Source organism: Roseateles sp. GW821-FHT03B02, from assembly GCF_059421025.1.
This window is the reverse complement of sequence record NZ_JBWKUV010000004.1, coordinates 293,211-314,011: the sequence shown is the minus strand read 5'-3', so window position 1 is coordinate 314,011 and position 20,801 is coordinate 293,211. Positions and strand designations below refer to the sequence as shown.

At 70.8% G+C, this 20,801-nt stretch carries 21 protein-coding genes and 1 riboswitch; of the genes, 14 read left to right on the top strand and 7 right to left on the bottom strand.

Annotation, left to right across the window (positions count from 1 at the left end):
- Positions 1-7: 7 nt before the first annotated feature.
- On the bottom strand, positions 8-3,127 hold the full coding sequence (locus AC07VX_RS13765) for an MdtB/MuxB family multidrug efflux RND transporter permease subunit (protein ID WP_493165289.1): 3,120 nt from the start codon (positions 3,125-3,127) through the stop codon (positions 8-10).
- On the bottom strand, positions 3,124-4,413 hold the full coding sequence (locus AC07VX_RS13760; RefSeq protein WP_493165288.1) for an efflux RND transporter periplasmic adaptor subunit: 1,290 nt from the start codon (positions 4,411-4,413) through the stop codon (positions 3,124-3,126). Before AC07VX_RS13760 ends, AC07VX_RS13765 begins: the two co-directional genes overlap by 4 nt.
- 80 nt (positions 4,414-4,493) lie before the next feature.
- Here AC07VX_RS13760 and pth point away from each other — a divergent pair, with 80 nt between their 5' ends.
- From pth to AC07VX_RS13695, 13 genes are all read left to right on the top strand, one after another.
- Positions 4,494-5,126 carry an aminoacyl-tRNA hydrolase gene (pth, locus tag AC07VX_RS13755; protein ID WP_493165287.1) on the top strand — a complete coding sequence of 211 codons (633 nt, stop codon included), beginning with the start codon at positions 4,494-4,496 and terminating at the stop codon, positions 5,124-5,126.
- Positions 5,123-5,536: a hypothetical protein gene (locus AC07VX_RS13750; RefSeq protein ID WP_493165286.1), complete on the top strand. Its 414-nt coding sequence runs from the start codon at positions 5,123-5,125 to the stop codon at positions 5,534-5,536. Before pth ends, AC07VX_RS13750 begins: the two co-directional genes overlap by 4 nt.
- A riboswitch (cobalamin riboswitch) is annotated at positions 5,532-5,761 on the top strand. It overlaps the preceding gene by 5 nt.
- A 77-nt stretch (positions 5,762-5,838) precedes the next feature.
- Entirely contained in the window at positions 5,839-7,707 is a 1,869-nt protein-coding gene (locus AC07VX_RS13745) for a TonB-dependent receptor domain-containing protein (protein ID WP_493165285.1), read from the top strand.
- A gap of 10 nt (positions 7,708-7,717) precedes the next feature.
- Complete coding sequence (gene cobU, locus AC07VX_RS13740) at positions 7,718-8,266, top strand: bifunctional adenosylcobinamide kinase/adenosylcobinamide-phosphate guanylyltransferase (protein ID WP_493165284.1); 549 nt, start codon at positions 7,718-7,720, stop codon at positions 8,264-8,266.
- The gene (locus tag AC07VX_RS13735; RefSeq protein WP_493165283.1) at positions 8,259-9,116 is read left to right on the top strand and encodes an ABC transporter substrate-binding protein; all 858 of its coding nucleotides are present in this window, start codon (positions 8,259-8,261) and stop codon (positions 9,114-9,116) included. Before cobU ends, AC07VX_RS13735 begins: the two co-directional genes overlap by 8 nt.
- Complete coding sequence (locus AC07VX_RS13730) at positions 9,116-10,096, top strand: FecCD family ABC transporter permease (protein WP_493165282.1); 981 nt, start codon at positions 9,116-9,118, stop codon at positions 10,094-10,096. The genes AC07VX_RS13735 and AC07VX_RS13730 overlap by 1 nt, the downstream gene beginning before the upstream one ends.
- Positions 10,093-10,851 (top strand): ABC transporter ATP-binding protein, encoded by a 759-nt coding sequence (locus tag AC07VX_RS13725; RefSeq protein ID WP_493165281.1) that lies wholly within the window; start codon positions 10,093-10,095, stop codon positions 10,849-10,851. Before AC07VX_RS13730 ends, AC07VX_RS13725 begins: the two co-directional genes overlap by 4 nt.
- Complete coding sequence (locus AC07VX_RS13720; protein ID WP_493165280.1) at positions 10,848-12,212, top strand: cobyrinic acid a,c-diamide synthase CobB; 1,365 nt, start codon at positions 10,848-10,850, stop codon at positions 12,210-12,212. The genes AC07VX_RS13725 and AC07VX_RS13720 overlap by 4 nt, the downstream gene beginning before the upstream one ends.
- A 3-nt stretch (positions 12,213-12,215) precedes the next feature.
- On the top strand, positions 12,216-12,785 hold the full coding sequence (cobO, locus tag AC07VX_RS13715; RefSeq protein ID WP_493165279.1) for a cob(I)yrinic acid a,c-diamide adenosyltransferase: 570 nt from the start codon (positions 12,216-12,218) through the stop codon (positions 12,783-12,785).
- A gap of 4 nt (positions 12,786-12,789) precedes the next feature.
- Positions 12,790-13,704 (top strand): adenosylcobinamide-phosphate synthase CbiB, encoded by a 915-nt coding sequence (cbiB, locus tag AC07VX_RS13710; protein WP_493165278.1) that lies wholly within the window; start codon positions 12,790-12,792, stop codon positions 13,702-13,704.
- Positions 13,701-14,675, top strand: a complete 975-nt coding sequence (locus AC07VX_RS13705) for an aminotransferase class I/II-fold pyridoxal phosphate-dependent enzyme (RefSeq protein WP_493165277.1) — start codon at positions 13,701-13,703, stop codon at positions 14,673-14,675. Before cbiB ends, AC07VX_RS13705 begins: the two co-directional genes overlap by 4 nt.
- Positions 14,672-16,132 carry a cobyric acid synthase gene (locus AC07VX_RS13700; RefSeq protein ID WP_493165276.1) on the top strand — a complete coding sequence of 487 codons (1,461 nt, stop codon included), beginning with the start codon at positions 14,672-14,674 and terminating at the stop codon, positions 16,130-16,132. Before AC07VX_RS13705 ends, AC07VX_RS13700 begins: the two co-directional genes overlap by 4 nt.
- Positions 16,133-16,143: 11 nt before the next feature.
- Complete coding sequence (locus tag AC07VX_RS13695; RefSeq protein WP_493165275.1) at positions 16,144-17,196, top strand: S1/P1 nuclease; 1,053 nt, start codon at positions 16,144-16,146, stop codon at positions 17,194-17,196.
- Here AC07VX_RS13695 and AC07VX_RS13690 read toward each other — a convergent pair.
- Genes AC07VX_RS13690 through hisF form a run of 4 tightly spaced genes read right to left on the bottom strand, consistent with a single transcriptional unit; the run spans position 17,189 to position 19,269 of the window.
- Positions 17,189-17,446: a YfhL family 4Fe-4S dicluster ferredoxin gene (locus tag AC07VX_RS13690; protein WP_493165274.1), complete on the bottom strand. Its 258-nt coding sequence runs from the start codon at positions 17,444-17,446 to the stop codon at positions 17,189-17,191. The genes AC07VX_RS13695 and AC07VX_RS13690 overlap by 8 nt on opposite strands.
- A 1-nt stretch (position 17,447) precedes the next feature.
- On the bottom strand, positions 17,448-17,945 hold the full coding sequence (gene coaD / locus AC07VX_RS13685; RefSeq protein ID WP_493165273.1) for a pantetheine-phosphate adenylyltransferase: 498 nt from the start codon (positions 17,943-17,945) through the stop codon (positions 17,448-17,450).
- A complete protein-coding gene (gene rsmD / locus AC07VX_RS13680) occupies positions 17,942-18,493 on the bottom strand; it encodes a 16S rRNA (guanine(966)-N(2))-methyltransferase RsmD (protein ID WP_493165272.1) in 552 nt (183 codons plus the stop codon). Before rsmD ends, coaD begins: the two co-directional genes overlap by 4 nt.
- Positions 18,494-18,495: 2 nt before the next feature.
- Complete coding sequence (hisF, locus tag AC07VX_RS13675) at positions 18,496-19,269, bottom strand: imidazole glycerol phosphate synthase subunit HisF (protein WP_493165271.1); 774 nt, start codon at positions 19,267-19,269, stop codon at positions 18,496-18,498.
- A 113-nt stretch (positions 19,270-19,382) separates the two neighbouring features.
- Between hisF and AC07VX_RS13670 the strand changes: the two genes are divergently transcribed.
- Positions 19,383-19,970, top strand: coding sequence for a CHRD domain-containing protein (locus AC07VX_RS13670; protein ID WP_493165270.1), 588 nt, complete (start codon positions 19,383-19,385; stop codon positions 19,968-19,970).
- A 4-nt stretch (positions 19,971-19,974) separates the two neighbouring features.
- Here the strand turns inward: AC07VX_RS13670 and hisA are convergent, their stop codons facing one another.
- Complete coding sequence (gene hisA / locus AC07VX_RS13665; protein WP_493165269.1) at positions 19,975-20,724, bottom strand: 1-(5-phosphoribosyl)-5-[(5-phosphoribosylamino)methylideneamino]imidazole-4-carboxamide isomerase; 750 nt, start codon at positions 20,722-20,724, stop codon at positions 19,975-19,977.
- Positions 20,725-20,801 lie beyond the last annotated feature (77 nt).

The window sequence follows — 20,801 nt, the reverse complement described above, 5'->3', positions numbered from 1 at the left end:
GGGGCCTTCATGCTGCCGCCTCCTCGCGTCCGGCGCCACCTTTCAGGCGCGCAGCCAGCGCCGAGAAGCCAAGGTAGATGACCGGCGTCGTGAACAGCGTCAGCAGCTGGCTGACGATGAGGCCGCCCACCATCACCACGCCCAGCGGATGACGCAGCTCGCTACCCACCCCCGTACCCAGCATCAGCGGCAGCGCGCCCAGCAGCGCAGCCATCGTCGTCATCAGGATGGGCCGGAAACGCAGCAGGCAGGCCTGGTGGATGGCCTCGCGCGGACTCAAGCCGAGGTCACGCTCGGCCTCCAGCGCGAAGTCGATCATCATGATCGCGTTCTTCTTGACGATGCCGATCAGCAGCACGATGCCGATGATGGCGATGATGTCCAGGTCCAGCCGGAAAGCCAGCAGCGCCAGCAGCGCGCCCAGGCCGGCGGAGGGCAGCGTGGACAGGATGGTCAGCGGGTGGATGGTGCTCTCGTAGAGCACGCCCAGCACGATGTACATCGTCACGATGGCCGCGAGGATGAGCAGCAGCGTACTGGTGAGCGACGACTGGAAGGCAAGCGCCGCGCCCTCGAAGCGGGTCTCCACGCTGAGTGGCAGCTGCAGCGCATCGACCTCGGCGCGGATGGACTTGACCGCCTCGCCTAGCGAAGCACTGGGAGCGAGGTTGAAGGACACGGTGGAAGACGGGAACTGCGCCACGTGGTTGACGGCCAGCGGCGCCAGCCGCTCGCTGAAGCGCGCCACCGAACTGAGCGGCACCTGCACGCCACCGGTGCCGGGCACGTATAGGCGCTTCAGCCCATCCAGGCCCGCACGGTGCTCGGGTGCCACCTCCAGCACGACGCGGTACTGGTTGCTCTGCGTGAAGATGGTGGAGATCAGTCGCTGGCCGAAGGCGCTGTAGAGGGCGCTGTCGATGGCCGCGACGCTGACGCCCAGCCGCCCGGCCGCGTCGTGGTCGATGTCGACATAGGCCTGCAGCCCTTGCTCCTGCTGGTCGCTGGCGACGTCGGCGATCTGCTTCAACCCGCGCAGCCGCTCCAGCACAGCCGTCGTCGAGCGACTCAGCTCGGCCGAGTCCGGCGAGCTCAGCGTGAACTGGTACTGCGTCTTGGCAATGCGGTCCTCGATGGTCAGGTCCTGCACGGGCTGCAGGTACAGCGCGATGCCCGGCTCGTCGGCCACCGCGTCGGCGATGCGGCGCGATACCTCTGCGGCGCTGGTGCCGCGGACTTCCTTGGGCTTGAGCGTGATCTGCATGCGGCCCTGGTTCAGCGTCGTGTTGCCGCCGTCCACGCCGATGAAGGACGAGACGCTTTCAACCGCCGGGTCCTTCAGCACGCGCTCGGCCAGGCGTTGCTGGTGCTCGGCCATCGCCGCGAACGAGGTGGACTGCGCTGCCTCGGTGATGCCCTGGATCTGGCCCGTGTCCTGCACCGGGAAGAAGCCCTTGGGCACCAGCAGGTAGAGCACGCCGGTCAGCACCAGCGTCGCGAGGAAGACGATCAGCGTCGCCGCCGAGCGGTCGAGCACCCAGGTCAGCATGCGGCCGTAGGCGGCGATGGTGTCGTCGAAGGCCTTGCCCACAGCGCGCCACAGCCGGCCATGGTCTTCGTCATGCTCATGCTTGAGCAGCCGCGCGCACATCATGGGCGTCAGCGTCAGCGACACGAAGGCCGAAATCAGGATGGACACGGCCAGCGTGATCGCGAACTCGTGGAAGAGCCGCCCCACCACGTCGCCCATGAACAGCAGCGGGATCAGCACGGCGATCAGCGAGACCGTCAGCGAGATGATGGTGAAGCCGATCTGCTTGGAGCCGGTCAGGGAAGCGTCAAAAGCGCTGACGCCCTCGCCGCCCTCCTCCATGTGCCGCGCGATGTTCTCAATCATGACGATGGCGTCGTCCACGACGAAGCCCGTGGAGATGACCAGGGCCATCAGCGTCAGGTTGTTGATCGAGAACCCGGCCAAGTACATGACACCGAAGGTGCCCACCAGCGACACCGGCACCGCCACGGCCGGGATGACGGTGGCCGGCACGCTGCGCAGGAAAACGAAGATGACCCCGATGACGAGGACGATGGCGAACAGCAGCTCGTGCTGCACGTCGCTGACCGACGCGCGGATGGTGGTGGTACGGTCGGAAAGGATCTGCACGTCCAGCGACGCGGGCAGGCTGGCCTGCAGCTGCGGCAGCACGGCACGCACACGGTCCACGGTGTCGATGACGTTGGCACCGGGTTGGCGCTGCACGTTCAGGATAACGGCGGAAACCGACGGCTTGTCCGCCTGTCCGGCCCAGGCCGCCAGCCGCAGGTTCTCAGCATCGTCGACAAGCTGGGCCACATCCTTGAGCCGCACCGGGTTGCCGTTCTTGTAGGCAATCACCAGGTTGGCGTACTCGGATGCACTGCGCAGCTGGTCGTTGGCATCCAGCGTGGAGGCGCGCAGCGGCCCGTCGAAGCTGCCCTTGGACTGGTTGACGTTGGCAGCGGCGATGGCGGTGCGGACGTCGTCGATGGACAGCCCCAATGCAGCCAGCGAGCCGGGGTTGGCCTGGATGCGCACGGCCGGCCGCCGGCCGCCCGCGATGCCCACCAGGCCCACGCCCGGCACCTGCGAGATCTTCTGCGCCAGGCGGCTCTCGACGAGGTCGTGCACACGCGTGATCGGCAGCGTCGTCGACGACACGGCAATCGTCATGACCGGCGCATCGGCCGGGTTCACCTTGCTGTAGACCGGCGGCATCGGCAGGTCGCCGGGCAGCAGGTTGCTGCCGGCATTGATGGCCGCCTGCACCTCCTGCTCGGCCACGTCCAGCGCCAGGCTGAGCTCGAAGCGCAGCGTGATGACGGAGGCGCCGCCGGAGCTGGTCGACGACATCTGCGCCAGGCCTGGCATCTGGCCGAACTGCCGCTCCAGCGGCGCGGTGACGGAGGACGTCATCACGTCCGGGCTGGCGCCGGGGTAGAGGGTGGTGACCTGGATGGTCGGGTAGTCCACCTCGGGCAGGGCCGACACCGGCAACAGCCGGTAGGCCAGCGCGCCGGCCAGCACGATGGCCAGCATCAGCAGCGAGGTCGCGACCGGCCGCGTGATGAAAAGGCGCGAGGGGTTCATCGCGAGGCTGCCGAGGCCGGTGCCGAGGCCGCCTGCGCGCGGTTGCGGCCACGCCCGCCTGCGCCCGACGCCGCGCCGGCCGGCGCCTTGATGACTTCGGCCTTGCCACCGTCGCGCAGCCGGTCGGCGCCATCGGTGACAACCTGGTCGCCCGGCTTGAGGTCGCCCTGCACGGCGGCCCAGTCGCCATCCGTCGTCAGCAGCGCCACCTTGCGCAGTGCCACCTGCCCGTCGGCCACGACGTAGACGAAGACGCCCGGCGCGCCACGCTGCACGGCGGCCGTCGGCACGACCAGCACGTCCTTGAGCCGGTCCAGCTGCAGCCGCACGTTGACGAACTGGTTGGGAAAGAGGCTGTTGTCCTTGTTGGCGAACAAGGCCTTGACCTTGATGGTGCCGGTCGTCGCGTCGATGGCGTTGTCGGTGCTGGCGACCTTGCCCTCGGCCAGCAGGGCCTTGCGCTCGCGATCCCAGGCCTGCACGGCCAGCGGCTGCTTGTCGGCGAGCTGCTGGCGGATGCGCGCCAGCCGCGCGTCGGGCACGGCAAAGACGACGGCGGCCGGCTGCGTCTGCGCGATGCTCAGGATGCCGTTGGCATCGCCGGGCGTCACGTTGTTGCCGAGGTCGGCCTGCTTGAGGCCAGCCTGGCCGGCGATGGGCGCCGTGACGCGGGTGTAGGAGAGTTGCAGCTTGGCGTTGTCCACCGTCGCCTGGTCGGACAGCACCGTCGCCTCCAGCTGGCGCACCAGCGCCGTCTGCGTGTCGAGCTGCTGACGCGGCGCAGCGTCCTTGGCAACGAGATCCTTGTAGCGGGCCAGGTCGGCGCGGGCGTTCTCCAGCTGGGCCTGGTCGCGGGCCAGGGCCGCCAGCGCCTGGTCGCGGGCGATCTCGTAGGGCTTGGGGTCGATCAGCGCCAGCACCTGGCCGGCCTTCACCGGCTCGCCCTCGTGGAAGTAGAGCGCCCTCAGCTCGCCGCTGACCTTGGCCCGCACGACCGCCGTGTTGGCCGAGGCGATGCTGCCGATGGCGTCGACGGCGACGTTGATGTCGCGCTTCTGCACCGTGGCCACCGAGACCGGCTGCGGCCCGCTTCGGCCGAAGCGCCCGCCGGCCGCCGAGCGGCCCGGCCCCGAAGCGGCGGAGGCGGCACCCGGGCCGTCAGCGCCGGTGTCGCGGCCCTTCAGCCACCAGGCACCCAGCCCGATGCCGGCGACGGCCACCGCGGCCAGGACCCACATCTTGGCAGCGCCCGCCGAACGGCTGCGCCGGAATTCCTTGTTCTTCATTCGAGTTCACTCCGTGCGGCTCATGTTGCCGGTCGAATGTAGCCAGACCGTTGCTGGGAGCCAAAGCTACGATCACGAACATGATCAAACTGATGGTCGGCCTGGGTAACCCCGGGGCCGAATACGAAGACACCCGCCACAACGCCGGCTTCTGGTGGATCGATGGCCTGGCCCGGGGGCTGAAAGTCACGCTGTCGCCCGACAAGGCCTATCACGGCCTCGTCGCCCGCGTGAACCACGCACCCGGCGCCAGCGGCCCGATCTGGCTGCTGGAACCCATGACCTACATGAACCTCTCCGGCAAATCGGTCGCGGCGCTGGCGCGCTTCTTCAAGATCGCGCCGGAGGAGATCCTGGCCGTGCACGACGAGCTGGACCTGCCGCCCGGCGAAATGAAGTTCAAGAAGGGCGGCGGCAACGGCGGCCACAACGGGCTCAAGGACATGCAGGCCCAGCTCGGCAGCGGCGACTTCTGGCGGCTGCGGCTGGGCATCGGCCACCCGGGCCACAAGGCCGAGGTGGCCGGCTACGTGCTGCGCAAGCCACCGCTGGCCGAGCGACAGGCGGTAGAGGACTGCATCGAGAAGAGCTACGCCGCCGTCGAGCTGATGCTGAGCGGCCAGATGGACAAGGCGCTGGCCAGGATTCACGCCAAGCCGCCGCGGCCCAAGCCCCCCAAGCCGGCGCCGAGCGATCAAACTCCATCTGCATGATGAAACTGCTGCTGGCGCTGTGCAGCGCCACCCTCGCCCTGCCCGCCCAGGCGCAGACCGTGCAGCGCCAGGCCCAGGTCTACCGCTGCGGGCCCGACGGCCGCGACCTGCGCGACTCGCCCTGCCCCGGTGGCGGTGGCGCCAGCGGCGTCAGCTTCGATGAACCCAGCGCGACCGACAGCCGCGCCGCGCGGGACCGGCACCTGGCCGCCGCCAAGCATGCCGCGGCGCTCGCCGCCTCGCGCCGCGCCAGCGAGGCCGAGGCCCGCCACCAGCGCGCGGCCGCCCTAGGCCTGCAGTCGCTGCCGCCGCCAGCCCAGGCAGCCAGCGGTCCGGCCGTGGCGCGCCTGAAGCCGCCCAAGACGGACAGGCCCCACAAGCCCTCGGGCAGCGCCAGCAGCGGCCGATAGAATGCCTGCCGTTGGTGCTCGCGCCCGCCTTCAAGGCGGCTGCAGTTCAACGGGAATCAGGAGGACGCGCAGCACCGCTGCAGATCTAACCTGAGCTGTCCCCGCAACGGTAAGTGGACGAGGCTCCCGCCTCAGCGTTCGATCCACGACCACTGGCCCCAGGGCTGGGAAGGTCTCGAACACAGCGCCACCAGCCCGGATACCGGCCAACGACGGGGCCGCCTCGCTTCATGCGCAGCGGCCGTTTTTCAGCCTTGCTGCGGGGGTCAGCAGGGCTGAGTGTTCGTTCGCGTCTCTTTCTCATGCGTCACTCCCTCCTCGCGGCCCGTCGGTCGCTGCCCGCCCTGGCCGCCCTGGCCCTGGCCACGTCCGCCCACGCCCAGAACAAGCTCGACACCGTCGTCACCACCGCCACGCGCACGCCCCAGCGGCTGGCCGACGTGCTGGCCGACCTGACCGTCATCACCCGCGCCGACATCGAGCGCCAGGCCGCTGCCAGCGTGGCCGACCTGCTGCGCAACAGCGGCTGCGCCGAAATGGTCCGCAACGGCGGCCCGGCAGCCAACACCAGCCTCTACCTGCGCGGCGCCGACACGCGCCATACCCTCGTGCTCGTCGACGGCGTGCGCATGGACTCCCAGGCCACTGGCGGCGCCAGCTGGCAGGGCATCCCGCTGGCCCAGGTCGAGCGCGTGGAAGTGCTCAAGGGCCCGGCCAGCGCCATCTACGGCTCCGACGCCGTCGGCGGCGTGGTGCAGATCTTCACCCGCAAGGGTGGCGGCAGGATCAGCGCCGACTTCGGCGTGGCTCTCGGCACGCAGGGCACACGCAAGGCCGACGGCGGCCTGTTCGGCAGTGTCGGCATCATCGACTTCGCCTTCACCGGCGCCGGCGAGGAGAGCGACGGCTTCAATGCCACCACCGACGTACCCGGCTCCTTCAGCTACATCCCCGACCGCGACGGCTGGCGCAAATACCAGGGCACGGCCCGCATCGGCGCCCAGCTGGCCGAGGGCCATCGCGCGGAAGTGATCGTCATCAAGAACCACGCCAACGCGCAGTACGACGCGTCCAAGTCCAGGCCGCTGGTGGACGACCACACGGTGACGGACACCGACGCCACACGGCTGGCCTGGACGGCGCAATGGGCGCCCGTCCTGCAGACGCAGCTGAGCTACGGCGAGTCGCGCGACCGCTATGAAACCAACCCCTCGCCCTACCTCACCATCACCAAGGTCAGGAACCTCGCGCTGACGGGGTCCTACATCCTCGGCCAGGGCCAGCAAGTCAACTTCCAGGGCGAGCGCATCGAGGACGAGCTGCAGAACAGCGGCCTCGTCACCGCCGGCGTGGGCAAGCGCCACCGCAATGCCGTGGGCGCGGGCTATCTGCTCAACCTGGGCGCCTTCAGCCTGCAGGCCCATGCGCGCCACGACAACGACAGCCAGTTCGGCAGCGTCGACACCGGCACGCTGCTGGCGGGCTACGAGGTCGCGCCCGGCCTGCGCATCGTCGGCTCGGTGGGCAACGCCTTCCGCGCGCCGACGATCTACCAGCAGGGCACCGTCTACGGCCCCGACCTCAGCAAGCCCGGCGTCAAGCCGCTGGAAGCCGAGCACGGCCGCAATGTCGAGCTGGGCCTGAAATACGGCGTGGGCAACACCGAGCTCAGCGCCACGGCCTACCGCAACCGCGTCAGCAGCCTGATCGTCTTCGGCGCGGCCGGCAGCTGCCAGAGCGCCTTCGGCTGCTACCAGAACGTGTCGCAGGCCAAGCTGCAGGGCCTGAGCCTGGCCGGCGCCACGCAGCTCGCCGCTGTGAACCTGCGCGCGACGCTGGACTTCCAGAAGCCCACCGACGCCAGCACCGGCCTGCTGCTGGCCCGCCGCGCCAAGCGCCTGGCCACCGTCAATGCCGACACGGCGCTGGGTGACTGGGTCCTGGGCGCCGGCGTGCAGGCCTCGGGCACGCGCTGGGACAACGCCGCCAACACGCGCAAGCTGGGCGGCTACGGCCTCGTCAACTTCAACGCGCAGTACAAGCTCAGCCGTGAACTCAAGCTGCAGCTGAACCTGGACAACGCCTTCGACCGCGAGACGACGACGGCCTACGGCTTCGCGTCGGCGCCACGCACGGCCCTGGTTTCGCTGCGCTGGAGCCCCACGCTCTGATCGGCTGACGATGAGCGCACACGAACTCATCGTCGGCGGCCAGCGCAGCGGCAAGTCCCGCCAGGCCGAGAAGCTGGCCCTGCGCTGGCCCGGCCGCGTGGTGGTCATTGCCACGGCGCTGGCGCTGGACGCCGAGATGCGTGCGCGCATCGCCCACCACCGCGCCACGCGGCCGGCGGGCTTCGAGACGATCGAAGCCCCGCTGGCCCTGAGCGCGGCCCTCCAAGAAGCCGACGACGCGGGCACCCTCGTCGTCGTCGACTGCCTGACGCTGTGGCTCGTGAACTGGCTGATGCCGATGAACGGCGCCCCCGACGCGGTCGGCTGGCAGGCCGAACGCAATGCGCTGCTGGCCTTGTTGCCTCAGCTGAAATCCCGCTTCGTTTTCGTCTCCAACGAGGTCGGCTGGGGCGTGAGCCCGCTGGGCCGCGAGGCGCGTGACTACGTGGACGAACTCGGCCGGCTGAACCAGGATGTGGCCCACCGGTGCGGCCGGCTGACACTGATGGTGGCGGGCCAGGCCTGGACGCGAACTGTCGAGAATTCCAACGATGCTTGAACGCCTTTTGCTCGCACTGCTGCTCGCCTTCGCGCTGCCGGCGCATGCCGTCGAGATCAAGGACGACCTTGGCCAGCTGACGCAGATTCCGGCGCCGCCGCAGCGCGTCGTCAGCCTGCTGCCCTCGCTGACCGAGACCGTCTGCGAGCTGGGCGCCTGTGCCCGCCTCGTCGGCGTTGACCGTTACTCCAATTTCCCGGCGAGCGTGAACACGCTGCCCAAGGTCGGCGGCATCGATGACACCAACGTCGAGCTGATCGCCTCGCTCAAGCCCGACGTGGTGCTGGTGGCGGTGTCCTCGCGCGTGGCCGAGCGGTTGCGCGCGCTGGGCATGAAGGTGGTGGCGCTGGAACCGCGCAGCTACCGCGACGTGCAGCGCGTGCTGGGCATCATCGGGCAGGTGCTGGGCGTGGCCGATGCCCAGCGCGTCTGGCGCCACATCGAGGCCGGCGTGGCCGCGGCGGCCAGCAGCGTGCCACCTGCGGCGCGCGGCATTCGCGTCTACTACGAGGTTGCCAGCGGCCTGTATGCCGCCGGCACCGTGTCCTTCATGGGCGAGACGCTGGCCCGGCTGGGCGCCGGCAACATCATCCCGCCAGACCTGGGCCCCTTCCCCAAGATCAACGCCGAGTACGTCGTCAAGGCTAACCCGGCACTCATCATGATCGGCCAGCGCGGCTCCGAGGGCCTGGCACAGCGCCCCGGCTGGGACCGCATCGAAGCCATCCGGCGCGGCCGCGTCTGCGTGTTCCGGCCCGAGGACGGCGACATCCTCTCCCGCCCCGGCCCGCGCATGGCCGAGGCCGCGCAGATCATGGCCCGCTGCCTGCGCGAGAAAGCCGCGTCGTGATGAACGTCCGCCCCGGCCTGCTGCTCACGCTGCTGCTGCTCGTCGGCGCCGGCGGCGTGCTGGCCGGCGTGCTCATCGGCAGCACCGGCTGGGCCGACCTGGGCGACGACAGCATGAGCGTCATCCTGTGGGAGATCCGCTTGCCGCGCTCGCTGGGCGCCTGGTGGGCCGGCGCGCTGCTGGGCATGGCCGGAGCCATGGCGCAGGGCCTGTTCCGCAACCCCCTGGCCGACCCCTATCTGCTGGGCAGCGCCTCGGGCGCCGGCCTGGCCGTGGCCGTCGCGCTGGCGCTGACGGGCGTGTCACCGCAGACCTCGTCGCTGCTGGCCCGCGTGGGGCTGACCGGCATCGCCTTCGTCGGCACCCTGGTGGGCGTGGGCCTCACGCTCATCCTCGCGCGCGGCGTGGAGCAGACGCTGCGGCTGCTGCTGGCCGGCGTCGTCGTCGGCGTCGTGCTGAATGCGCTGACGGGTCTGGCCACGCTGTGGGCGCCCGACATCCTGCGCGCCATGCAGGCCTTCCTGCTCGGCAACACCGGCCTGCTGGGCTGGAGCAGCGTCGGCGTGATGGCGGCCTGCGGCATCGCCGCGGCGCTGATCGGACTCGTAGCCAGCCCGGCGCTGGATGCGCTGACGCTGGGCGAGGCCACCGCCGCGTCGCTGGGCGTGCGCATGGGCCTGGTGCGGCTGCTGCTGATCTTCGCCTTCGCGCTGGCCACCGGTGCGGCCGTCGCGCAGACGGGCATCGTCGCTTTCGTGGGTCTCGTGGCACCGCACCTGGTGCGCACGCTATGCCCCATGCTGCACGGCCGGCTCATCCTGCTTTCGGCCGCGGCAGGCGGCGCGCTGTTGCTGGCCGCCGACGTGCTGGCGCGCGGGCTCATGCGGCCACAGGAGCTGCCGGTCGGCCTCGTCACGGCGCTGCTGGGCGGCGTCTACCTCCTCGTACTGATGCACCGTCGCGGAGCCCCCAAGCGATGACCGCGCTGCACGCCCGCATCGATCGCGTCCGCATCGACGGCCGCGACCTCATACACGGCATAGCCCTCGCCCTGCCGCGCGGTCGCTGGACGGCCATCGTCGGCCCCAACGGCGCTGGCAAGTCCACGCTGCTGCGCGCCATCGCCGGCCTGCAGTGCTGCGACGGCGACGTGCAGCTCGACGGCCGCCCGCTGCAGGATTGGCCCAGCCGCGAGCGCGCCCGCCAGCTCGCCTGGATGGGCCAGCAGGAGACCGGCGCCGACGACCTGACGGCCGAGGACGTCGTGCAGCTCGGCCGCCTGCCGCACCGCCCCTGGCTGGCGCCGCCCACCGCCGCCGACAACGCCGCCGTGCGCGCCGCCATGCAGGCCACGCAAAGCTGGGCCTGGCGCGAGCGGCGGCTGGGCTCGCTGTCCGGCGGCGAACGCCAGCGCGTGCTGCTGGCCCGCGCCCTCGCGGTGGACGCACCGCTCACACTGATGGACGAGCCGCTGGCCCACCTCGACCCGCCGCACCAGGCCGAGTGGATGGCCATCGTCCGCGCGCGCGTCGCGGCCGGCCACAGCGTCGTCAGCGTGCTGCACGAGCTGCACCTGGCGCTGCAGGCCGACCATCTGGTGCTGATGGCCGACGGCCGCATCGTGCATGCCGGCGCGCCCGGCGACGCCGCCACGCACGCGGCGCTGAAGCGCGTCTTCGGCCCCAGCCTGCACATCGCGCAGATCGAGGGCCGCTGGGTGGCGCTTCCGCTATGAGCCCCGCACGGCCGCCCGAAGGGGCTCAGCTCCCGCTCGGCGGGACAGCGCGGAGCGCGAAGGGTGCACCGTCCCTCTCCTGCCCGGCCCTCTTCATCAGCGCGCCATCCTCGGGCTCCGGCAAGACCAGCGTCACGGCCGCCATCGCGCGCAGTCACGCCCGCCGCGGCGAGCGCGTGCGAGTCTTCAAGACCGGCCCGGACTTCCTCGACCCCGGCATCCTGGAGCGCGCCAGCGGCCACCCGGCCTACCAGCTGGATCTCTTCATGGGCGGCTTCGCCCACTGCCAAGCCCTGCTGGCCCGGGCCGCGCGCGAGGCCGACCTGCTACTCGTCGAAGGCGTCATGGGCCTGTTCGACGGCAACCCCAGCAGCGCCGACCTTGCGGCCGCCTTCGGCCTGCCCCTGGTCTGCGTCATCGACGCCTCGGCCATGGCCCAGACCTTTGCGGCACTGGCCACGGGCCTCGCCCGCTTCCGGCCCGGGCTGCGCCACTGCGGCGTCATCGCCAACCGCACCGGCAGCCCGGCCCACGGCCGCATGCTGGGCGAGGGCCTGCCGGACGACCTGCCGCTGATCGCCGCCCTACCGCGCAACCCGGCGCTGAGCCTGCCGGAGCGCCACCTGGGCCTCGTGCAGGCGCTGGAGCAACCCGGGATGGATGCCCAGCTGGACGCCTGGGCCGGAGCCTGGGAGGACGCGCTGCGCCCCGGCTTCGCGTTCAAGCCGGTGCCGTTCGAGGACACGACCGAGCCGCCGCTGCCGCCACTGCTGCGCGGCCGGCGCATCGCCATCGCGCGCGACGCGGCCTTCGGCTTCATCTACCCGGCCAATGTCGACCTGCTGCGCGCGCTGGGCGCCGAGCTGGCCTTCTTCTCGCCGCTGCGCCACGAGCCGCTGCCGGCCTGCGAAGCCGCCTGGCTGCCGGGCGGCTATCCGGAGCTGCATGCCGGGGCGCTCGGCGCCCACCCCACCCTGGCCGCCGCGCTGGCCGCCCACATCGCCGCCGGCAGGCCGCTGCTGGCCGAATGCGGCGGCATGCTGGCCCTGCTGGACGGGCTGACAGACACAGCGGGCGACGCCCATCGCATGGCCGGCGTCATGCCCGGCCGCGCCCATGTGCAGCAGCGCCTGGCGGCCCTGGGCCTGCAAGCCATCGACTGGCCCGAAGGCCCGCTGCGCGGCCACAGCTATCACTACTCCACGCTGGAGACACCGCTCGCGCCGATCGCGCGGGCGACCAATCCCAACGGTGGCAAGACCGCTGAAGCGCTGTACCAGCAGGGCTCGCTGCGCGCGAGCTATCTGCACCATTACTTCCCGTCCAACCCCGAGGCCATCGCCGCGTTCTTCAAGGGCTGAAGCATGGAAATCGAGAAACCCCCTGTCGACCGCGAGCGCGTCATCCCCAGCGGCGAACGCCGCGGCCTGGTGCTCGTGCACACCGGCGACGGCAAGGGCAAGAGCACGGCCGCCTTCGGCCTCGCGCTGCGGGCGCACGGCCGCGGCAAGGCGGTGCGCATCTACCAGTTCATGAAGGTGCCCAGCGCCCGCTTCGGCGAGCACCGCGTATTCGAGCAGCTGGGCGTGCCCATCGAAGGCCTGGGCGATGGCTTCTCGTGGAAGAGCAAGGACCTGGAGCACTCGGCCGAGCTGGCCCGCGAGGGCTGGGCACGGGCCGAGTCGGTGATCCGCGCGGGCGACCACTTCCTCGTCGTGCTGGACGAGATCATGTACCCCTTGCGCTACGGCTGGCTGGAGCTGGACGCCGTGCTGGCCTGCCTGCGTGAGCGCCCGCCGCATGTGCACGTCGTGCTGACCGGGCGCGGCGCGCCCGCGGAGCTGATCGAGCTGGCCGACACGGTGACCGAGATGGCCCTGGTGAAGCACCACTACCGGGCCGGCGTGCCGGCGCAGCGCGGCATCGAGGACTGATCCGATGGCCGCCCTGCTGCCGCTCGCCCTGCTGGTCGCGCTGCTCGTCGACCGGGCGTTTGGCGAGCCACCGGCCTGGGCGCACCCTGTCGTGGGCATGGGGCGCTACCTGGGCGTGTTCAGGCTAACGACACTGCCGCCGGCCCTGGGCTTCGCGGCTGGCGCGCTGGCCTGGTGCGTGGGGGCGGTGCTGGTGGGCTTCATCGCCCTGTGGGCCGAAGGCTGGGTGCTGATCGCGCTGCAGCCCTGGGCCGCGCCGCTGCGCCTGGCCGCTGCAGCCGCGTTGATCGGGTTGCTGCTCAAGCCTCTGCTGGCCTGGCGCATGCTGGCTGAGGAGGCCTCGGCGGTCGAGGCGGCGTTGGGCGAATCGCTGGACGCCGGCCGGGTGCGGCTGTCGCGCCTGGTCAGCCGCGACACCTCGGCGCTCACCGAGACCGAGGTGCGCGAGGCCGCCATCGAGACGCTGGCCGAGAACCTCAACGACTCGGTCATCGCGCCGCTGTTCTGGTTCGCCATCGCCGGCCTGCCCGGTGCCGCGGTCTACCGCTTCGCCAATACGGCAGACGCGATGTGGGGCTACCGGGACGAGCGCGAGTGGTGCGGCAAGTGGGCGGCGCGGGCGGACGACGGGCTGTCCTGGCTGCCGGCGCGGCTGACGGCGCTGCTGCTGATGCCGCCGTCGCTGGCCCGGCTGGTGCGCGAGGCTCGCCGCACGCCGTCGCCCAACAGCGGCTGGCCCATGGCCGCGATGGCGCTGCGGCTGGACCGGCGCTTGAGCAAGCCCGGCGTCTACACGCTGCACGCCGGCGGCCAGACCGTGCGCGCGGGCGATCTGCACGCCGCGCGCGGGGCCGCGCAACAGGCCGTCATCGCCGGCGCGGTGTTGATTGCGACGCTGGCCTGGGCGCTGAGGACATGAACACGCCCCTGCTGCCGGAGCATGGCGGGCCGGATGGCGGCCCGGCGGTCGCGCATGACTTCTCGACCAACGCCAGCCCGCTGGGCCCGCCGCCGGCGTTGCTGGGCGCGGTTCGGGATGCGGACCGCGGCAGCTACCCCGACCCGGGCTACCACACGCTGCGCCGGCGGCTCGGCGATGCTGACCTCGTGCTGCCGACGGCCGGCGGCGCCGAGGGCATCCGGCGCCTGACGCTGGCCGCGCTGCTGGCCGGCCGCCGCGAGGTGTGGGTGCCACAGCCGGGCTTTGGCGACTACGCACTCGCCGCCCGGGCCCTGGGTCTGGCGGTCAAGCCCTATGCCCAGCCCGCCGATATCCGGCCGACGGCGCCCGCGCTGGTCTGGATCTGCGAGCCCTGCAACCCGACCGGCGCCAGCGTGGCGGCCTGGCCCGAACTGGACGCCCTCGTCGTGATCGACCGTGCCTACGAGCCGCTGCGCCTGCATGGCGCAGCGCCCGCCCTGCCCGCCGGGGCCTGGCAGCTGCATTGCCCCAACAAGGCCCTGGGGCTGACGGGCGTGCGGGCGGGCTACCTCGTCGCGCCTTCGGCCGACGCGGTCTGGGCGCATGCGCTGTCGCTGGCACCCAGCTGGGTGCTGTCGGCCGAGGGCGTGGCCATGCTGATGCACTGGTCGACCGACGACACCCGGACCTGGCTGGTCGACGCACGCCGGCAACTGCGCGACTGGACGGCGCAGCAGCGCGCGCTGCTGGCCGACCTCGACTGGCTGCAGCGCCCCAGCTGCACCCACTTCTGGCTGGCCCGTCCGCCACGCGCCGACATGGCGCCGCGGCTGCGCGAGCGCGGCATCCGCCTGCGCGACGCGGCCTCCTTCAGCCTGCCAGGCTGGGTGCGCGTGTCGGCCCAGCCCCCGGCCTCGCAGCAGGCGCTGCAGCAGGCTCTGCTTGAAATCGAAAGCGAAGACTCATGAGCGGCAAGGCAGTGATGGTGCTCGGCACGACGAGCGGCGCGGGCAAAAGCTGGCTGGCCACGGCGCTGTGCCGCTGGTACGCCCGCCAGGGGCTCAAGGTCGCGCCCTTCAAGGCCCAGAACATGAGCAACAACGCCCGCGTGGTGCCGGGGTTGAACGGGCTCATGGGCGAGATCGGCAGCGCCCAGTACTTCCAGGCCCTGGCAGCCAACCGCGTGCCCGAGGTGCGCATGAACCCGGTGCTGCTCAAGCCCGAGGCCGACACGCAGAGCCAGGTCGTCGTGCTGGGCGAAGTGGACGCAGAGCTCTCGCGCCTGCCCTGGCGCGAGCGCAGCGCCCTGCTCAGGCCGCGCGCACGGGCGGCGCTACACGAGCTGCTGCGCGAGAACGACGTGGTCGTCATCGAAGGCGCAGGCTCGCCGGCCGAGATCAACCTGGCGCCCAGTGACTACGTCAACCTCGGCACCGCGCGCGACGCCAAGGCGGCCTGCCTTCTCGTCACCGACATCGACCGTGGCGGCGCCTTCGCCCACCTCTACGGCACCCATCAGCTGATGCCGGAGGACGTGCGCGCCCAGGTGCGCGGCTTCGTGCTGAACCGCTTCCGTGGCGACGCCGGCCTGCTGTCGCCCGGCCCCGAGCTGCTGGAGCGCCTGACCGGTGTGCCCACCATCGCCACGCTGCCGATGTGGCGCGGCCATGGCCTGCCGGAAGAGGACGGCGTGTTCGACGACGCCAGCACAGGCCACGCCGGCAGCGGCCTGCGCATCGCCGTCGTCGCCTACCCGCGCATCTCCAACCTCGACGAGTTCCAGCCGCTGCGCCAACTGCCCGGCGTGCGCCTGTCCTGGGCGCGCGAGCCCAGGGACCTGGCGGGCGTGGACTGGATCATCTTGCCCGGCTCCAAGGCCACCGCGGCCGACCTCGCCTGGCTGCGCGCTCAGAAACTGGACCTGGCCATCAACAGCCACCGCGGCCGCATCCTGGGCATCTGCGGCGGCCTGCAGATGCTGGGCGAGGCGCTGATCGACCCCCACGGCCTGGACGGCAACGCGCCAGGCCTGGGCCTGCTGCCGCTGGTGACCGTCTTCGAGCCCGAGAAGCTGCTGCGCAGCGCCGAGTTCAGCTTCGGCAACGATCTGGACGGCGGCTGGCAGGCCCTGGCCGGCGTGCGGATCAGCGGCTACGAGATCCGCCACGGCCGCACCCAGCCTCATGCCGGCCTGCCGCCGCCGCGTGTGGCGCTGCGCAACGCCGCGGGCGAGGTCGTGGGCTGGCAAGGTGGTCTGGGCGGCCAGGTGCTGGGCGTCTATGCCCACGGCCTGTTCGAGCAGCCGGACGTGCTGAAGGCCTTGTTCGGCCAGGCGGGGCGGCCGCTGGACGCCGTGTTCGATGGCCTGGCGGATTTCATTGACCTGCATTTCCAGCCGGGCAAGATTGCAGCCTTGATCGACTGACGGGGAATCCGATGCGCCGCCTGCTGCTTGCCGCCACACTGGCCCTGCCCGCGATCGCCCACGCCTGGGGTGCCGACGGTCACCAGACCGTCGCGACCATCGCCGCCGGCCTCATCAAGGGCAGCCCGGCCGAGGCCCGCGTGGCCGCGCTGCTGGGCGACATCCCGCTGCCGCTGGCCGCCATCTGGGCCGACTGCGCCAAGGGCATCTCGCCCAGCCACGACTACAAATACCCGGCGCCCGGCAAATACGCCGAATGCGCGCCGCTGGAGACGCCGGTCCGCATCGCCGAGATGGCCGACTACGTGAGGCGCAACGACAAGCAGTGCCACATCGGCATGGACGAGGACAGCTGCCACCGCCAGACACACTACGCCGACGTTGCGCTGCAGCGCAGCCGCTACCTGCTCGGCTTCGTCGGCACGCGCGAGGACGACGTGGCCGGTGCGCTGCGCACGGCCATCCTGGTGCTGCAGGGCAAGCACGCCGACGGCCCGCCGCACTTCAAGAGCCAGCGCGAGGCTCTGCTGGTGCTGGCGCACCTGGTGGGCGACATCCACCAGCCCCTGCACGTCGGCTCGCTCTACCTCGACGCCCAGGGCCAGCGCCTGGATCCGGACAAGACCGGCTTCGACGAGAAGAGCTTCACCGTGGGCGGCAACAGCCTCTGGGTGGTGGGTGCACCCAAGCCGCCTGCACCGGCGAGCGCACCGGCGGGCCCCGTGGGCGCCGGCTTTGGCCCGCTGAAGCTGCACACACTGTGGGACGGCGTGCCGGACAAGTTCAAGCCTGGTCGCGTGAACGCCACCTGGCTGGCCGAGGCGCGCAAGATCCGCCCCAACCAGGGCGACCCCGTCGAATGGCCGGCCCGCTGGGCCTCTCAGTCACTGGACCAGGCGGGCCTGGCGCTGCAGGGGCTGACGTTCTCGGCCAAGCAGAGTTCGCACTGGACCGTCGTGCTGCCCAGCGGCTACAGCGCCAGGGCGGACGCCATCAAGCGCCAGCAACTCACCATCGCCGGGGCCAGGCTGGCCCAGGTGCTGAAGACGGTGTTTCCTAACTAGCCGCGGCAGCCGTCAGGCGCTGGTATTTCAGCAGCAGCGTCTCGCGGCTTTCGATGTGGGCCGGGTTGATGGGGATACAGGCCACGGGGCACAGCATCACGCACTGCGGCTCGTCGAAATGGCCGACGCATTCGGTGCACTTGGCCGGGTCGATCTTGTAGAACTCGTCGCCCATCGAGATCGCGTTGTTGGGGCAGGCGGGCTCGCAGACATCGCAGTTGATGCATTCGTCCGTGATCATCAGCGCCATCTCAAGCTCCCTTGAACTTGGCGTTCAAGCGCGCCAGCACACCCGGCGACACGAACTCCGCCACCTCGCCGCCCAGCGTCGCAATCTCGCGCACAAAGGTGCTGGACGTGTACTGGTGGCGTTCGCCGGGCGTCAGGAAGATGGTCTCGACCTCGGGCATGAGCTTGCGGTTCATGCCGGCCATCTGGAACTCGTACTCGAAGTCGCCGCCGGTGCGCAGGCCGCGCACGACGACGCGGCCGGCATGCGTGCGCACGAAATCGCGCAGCAGGCCGTCGAAGGCGATGACCTCGACGTTGCCCAGCGGTGCGGCGACCTCCTGGGCCATGGCCAGCCGCTCGTCCAGCGAGAACATGGTCTTCTTGTGATGGCCGACGGCCACCGCCAGCACCAGCCGCTCGAACATGCCGGCGGCGCGGCGCATCAGGTCTTCATGCCCGAGCGTGATCGGGTCGAAGGTGCCGGGGTAGACGGCGGTGATGGTGGTGCGCGAAGTCATGAGGCGGGATTGTCCTCGCGCCGCAGCAACTGGTAGTGCACGGCGCCGGCACGGCCCTGGCGCCAGGCGGTGAATCCGGCCGGCGCGGCGATCTCGTGGGGAGCCTCGACGTAGATCAGGCCATCTTTGGCCAGCAACGGCGCGGCAGCGGCCAGCGCTGGCTCGAAGAGCTCGGCGGCAAAGGGCGGGTCGAGCAGGATGAGGTCGAAGCTGGCGGGCGGGGCGGCGCGCATCCAGGCCAGGGCGTCGGCCGTGTGGACCTTCATCGTGGTCGCCTTGAGCCGCTGCGCGCTGGTGCGCAGGCCGGCAGCCAGCCTGACGTCACGCTCCACCAGCACCACCTCGGCGGCCTCGCGCGAGGCCGCCTCGAAGCCCAGCGCGCCGCTGCCAGCAAAGGCATCCAGCACGCGCCAGCCGGTCAGCGTCTGGCCCAGCCAGTTGAACAGCGTCTCGCGGATGCGGTCGGATGTGGGGCGAAGCCCCGGCGCGTCGGGCACGGGCAGCTTGGAGCGCTTCCACTGGCCGCCGATGATGCGGACCTCGCCCATGGTCACTGGCGCACCGGAATCCCGCGCGCCGCCATCAAGGCCTTGGCTTCGCCGACCGTGTGCTGGCCGAAGTGGAAGATGCTGGCGGCCAGCACCGCATCAGCGCCGCCCTTGGTGATGCCGTCGGCCAGGTCGTCCAGCGTGCCGACGCCGCCCGAGGCGATGACGGGAACGGGCACGGCGTCGGACACGGCGCGGGTCAGTTCGAGGTCGAAGCCGCTCTTGGTGCCGTCGCGGTCCATGCTGGTCAGTAGGATCTCGCCGGCGCCGAACTCGGCCATCTGCTTCGCCCAGGCCACGGCGTCCAGGCCGACGTTCTTGCGGCCGCCATGGGTGTAGACGTCCCAGCCCTTCCCTCTCGGATCATCGTCCGCGCGGCGCTTGGCGTCGATGGCGACGACGATGCACTGGGCGCCGTATTTGTCGCTGGCGGCGCGGATCAGCTCGGGGTCGGCGACCGCGGCGGAGTTGAAAGAAACCTTGTCGGCACCCGCGTTCAGCAGCCGGCGCACGTCGGCGACCGAGCGCACGCCGCCACCCACCGTCAGCGGAATGAAGACCTGGCTCGCCACGGCTTCGATGATATGCAGGATGAGGTCGCGCCCATCGCTGGTGGCGGTGATGTCGAGGAAGGTCAGTTCGTCTGCCCCCTGCTCGTTGTAGCGCGCGGCGATGTCCACCGGATCGCCCGCATCGCGCAGGCCGACGAAGTTGACGCCCTTGACCACGCGGCCGGCAGTGACGTCGAGGCAGGGAATGATGCGTTTGGCGAGCATGGTTGGGGCAGACGGAAAACCAGCCTGGATTATTCCTTTCCTGATTAGGGCTTCGCAGGGGCAGGGAAGCGTCGCCCAATCGCGGCTGCTCAACCCACCCCACGGAGACGACGATGCGAATGTTCGCCCCTGCACTGCTCGCCGCCAGTCTGGCCGCCGCCCTGCCCGCCCATGCCCATCAACAGGTCTATTCCGCCAGCCTGCTGGGCAGCAGCGAAATCCCGGCCGCCGCGACGACCGGCAGTGGCTTCGCCATCGTGACCGTGGACTTCGACCTGCTGACGATGCGGGTCCAGGCGACGTTTGCCGACCTGGTGGGCACGACCACGGCATCGCACATCCACTGCTGCACCGCGACGCCCGGCGCCAGCAACGTCGGCGTGGCGACGCAGACGCCCAGCTTCACCGGCTTCCCAACCGGCGTGCAGGCGGGCAGCTATGACCACACCTTCGACATGTCCCTGGTCGGCAGCTACAACGCCACCTTCGTGACGGCCAACGGCGGCACGGTGGGTACGGCCTTCAATGCGCTGGTGGCCGGCCTGAACAGCGGCAATGCCTACCTGAACGTGCACACCAGCAGCTTCGGCGGCGGCGAGATTCGTGCCTTGCTCGTGCCGGTGCCCGAGCCCGAGACCTACGCGCTGATGCTGGGCGGCCTGGGCGTGCTGGCCCTGGCCGCGCGGCGCCGCCGCGGCTGAGCGATCAGCCGGCCGCCGCCATCAACTCGTCGGCGCGGGTCTGGGCGGCGGCGAAGTCCAGTGCGCCGGTGTAGATGGAACGGCCGCAGATGACGCCCTCGACGCCGTCGCCAAAGACCGCGCACAGGCGCTCGATATCGGCGATGTCGGACAGGCCGCCCGAGGCGATGACGGGGATTGTCAGCGCCTGGGCCAGCTTGACGGTGGCCTCGATGTTGATGCCGGTCAGCATGCCGTCGCGGCCGATGTCGGTGTAGATGACGCCTTCGACGCCGTAGTCCTGGAACTTCTGCGCCAGATCGATCACCTCATGGCCGGTCAGCTTGCTCCAGCCGTCGGTGGCGACCTTGCCGTCCTTGGCGTCCAGACCCACGATGATGTGGCCGCCGAAGGCGCTGCAAGCATCCTTCAGGAAGCCGGGGTTCTTGACCGCGGCCGTACCGATGATGACGTAGGAGAGGCCGTCGTCCAGGTAGCGCTCGATGGTGTCGAGGTCGCGGATGCCGCCGCCGAGCTGGATGGGGATCTCGTCGCCCACCTCCTTGATGATGGCCTTGATGGCGGGCTCGTTGACCGGCTTGCCCGCGAAGGCGCCGTTCAGGTCCACCAGGTGCAGGCGGCGCGCGCCGGCGTCGAGCCAACGGCGGGCCATCGCGGCGGGGTCTTCGCCGAAAGTGGTGGAGTCGTTCATGTCGCCTTGCTTGAGGCGGACGCAGCGACCGTCTTTCAGGTCGATGGCAGGGATCAGCAGCATGGCCGGGGCTAGATCAAAACAAGGGTTGGAGGGCGTGGTGTCTGACCGAGTGGCCGTCGTGGATCCGGCTTTGCCGG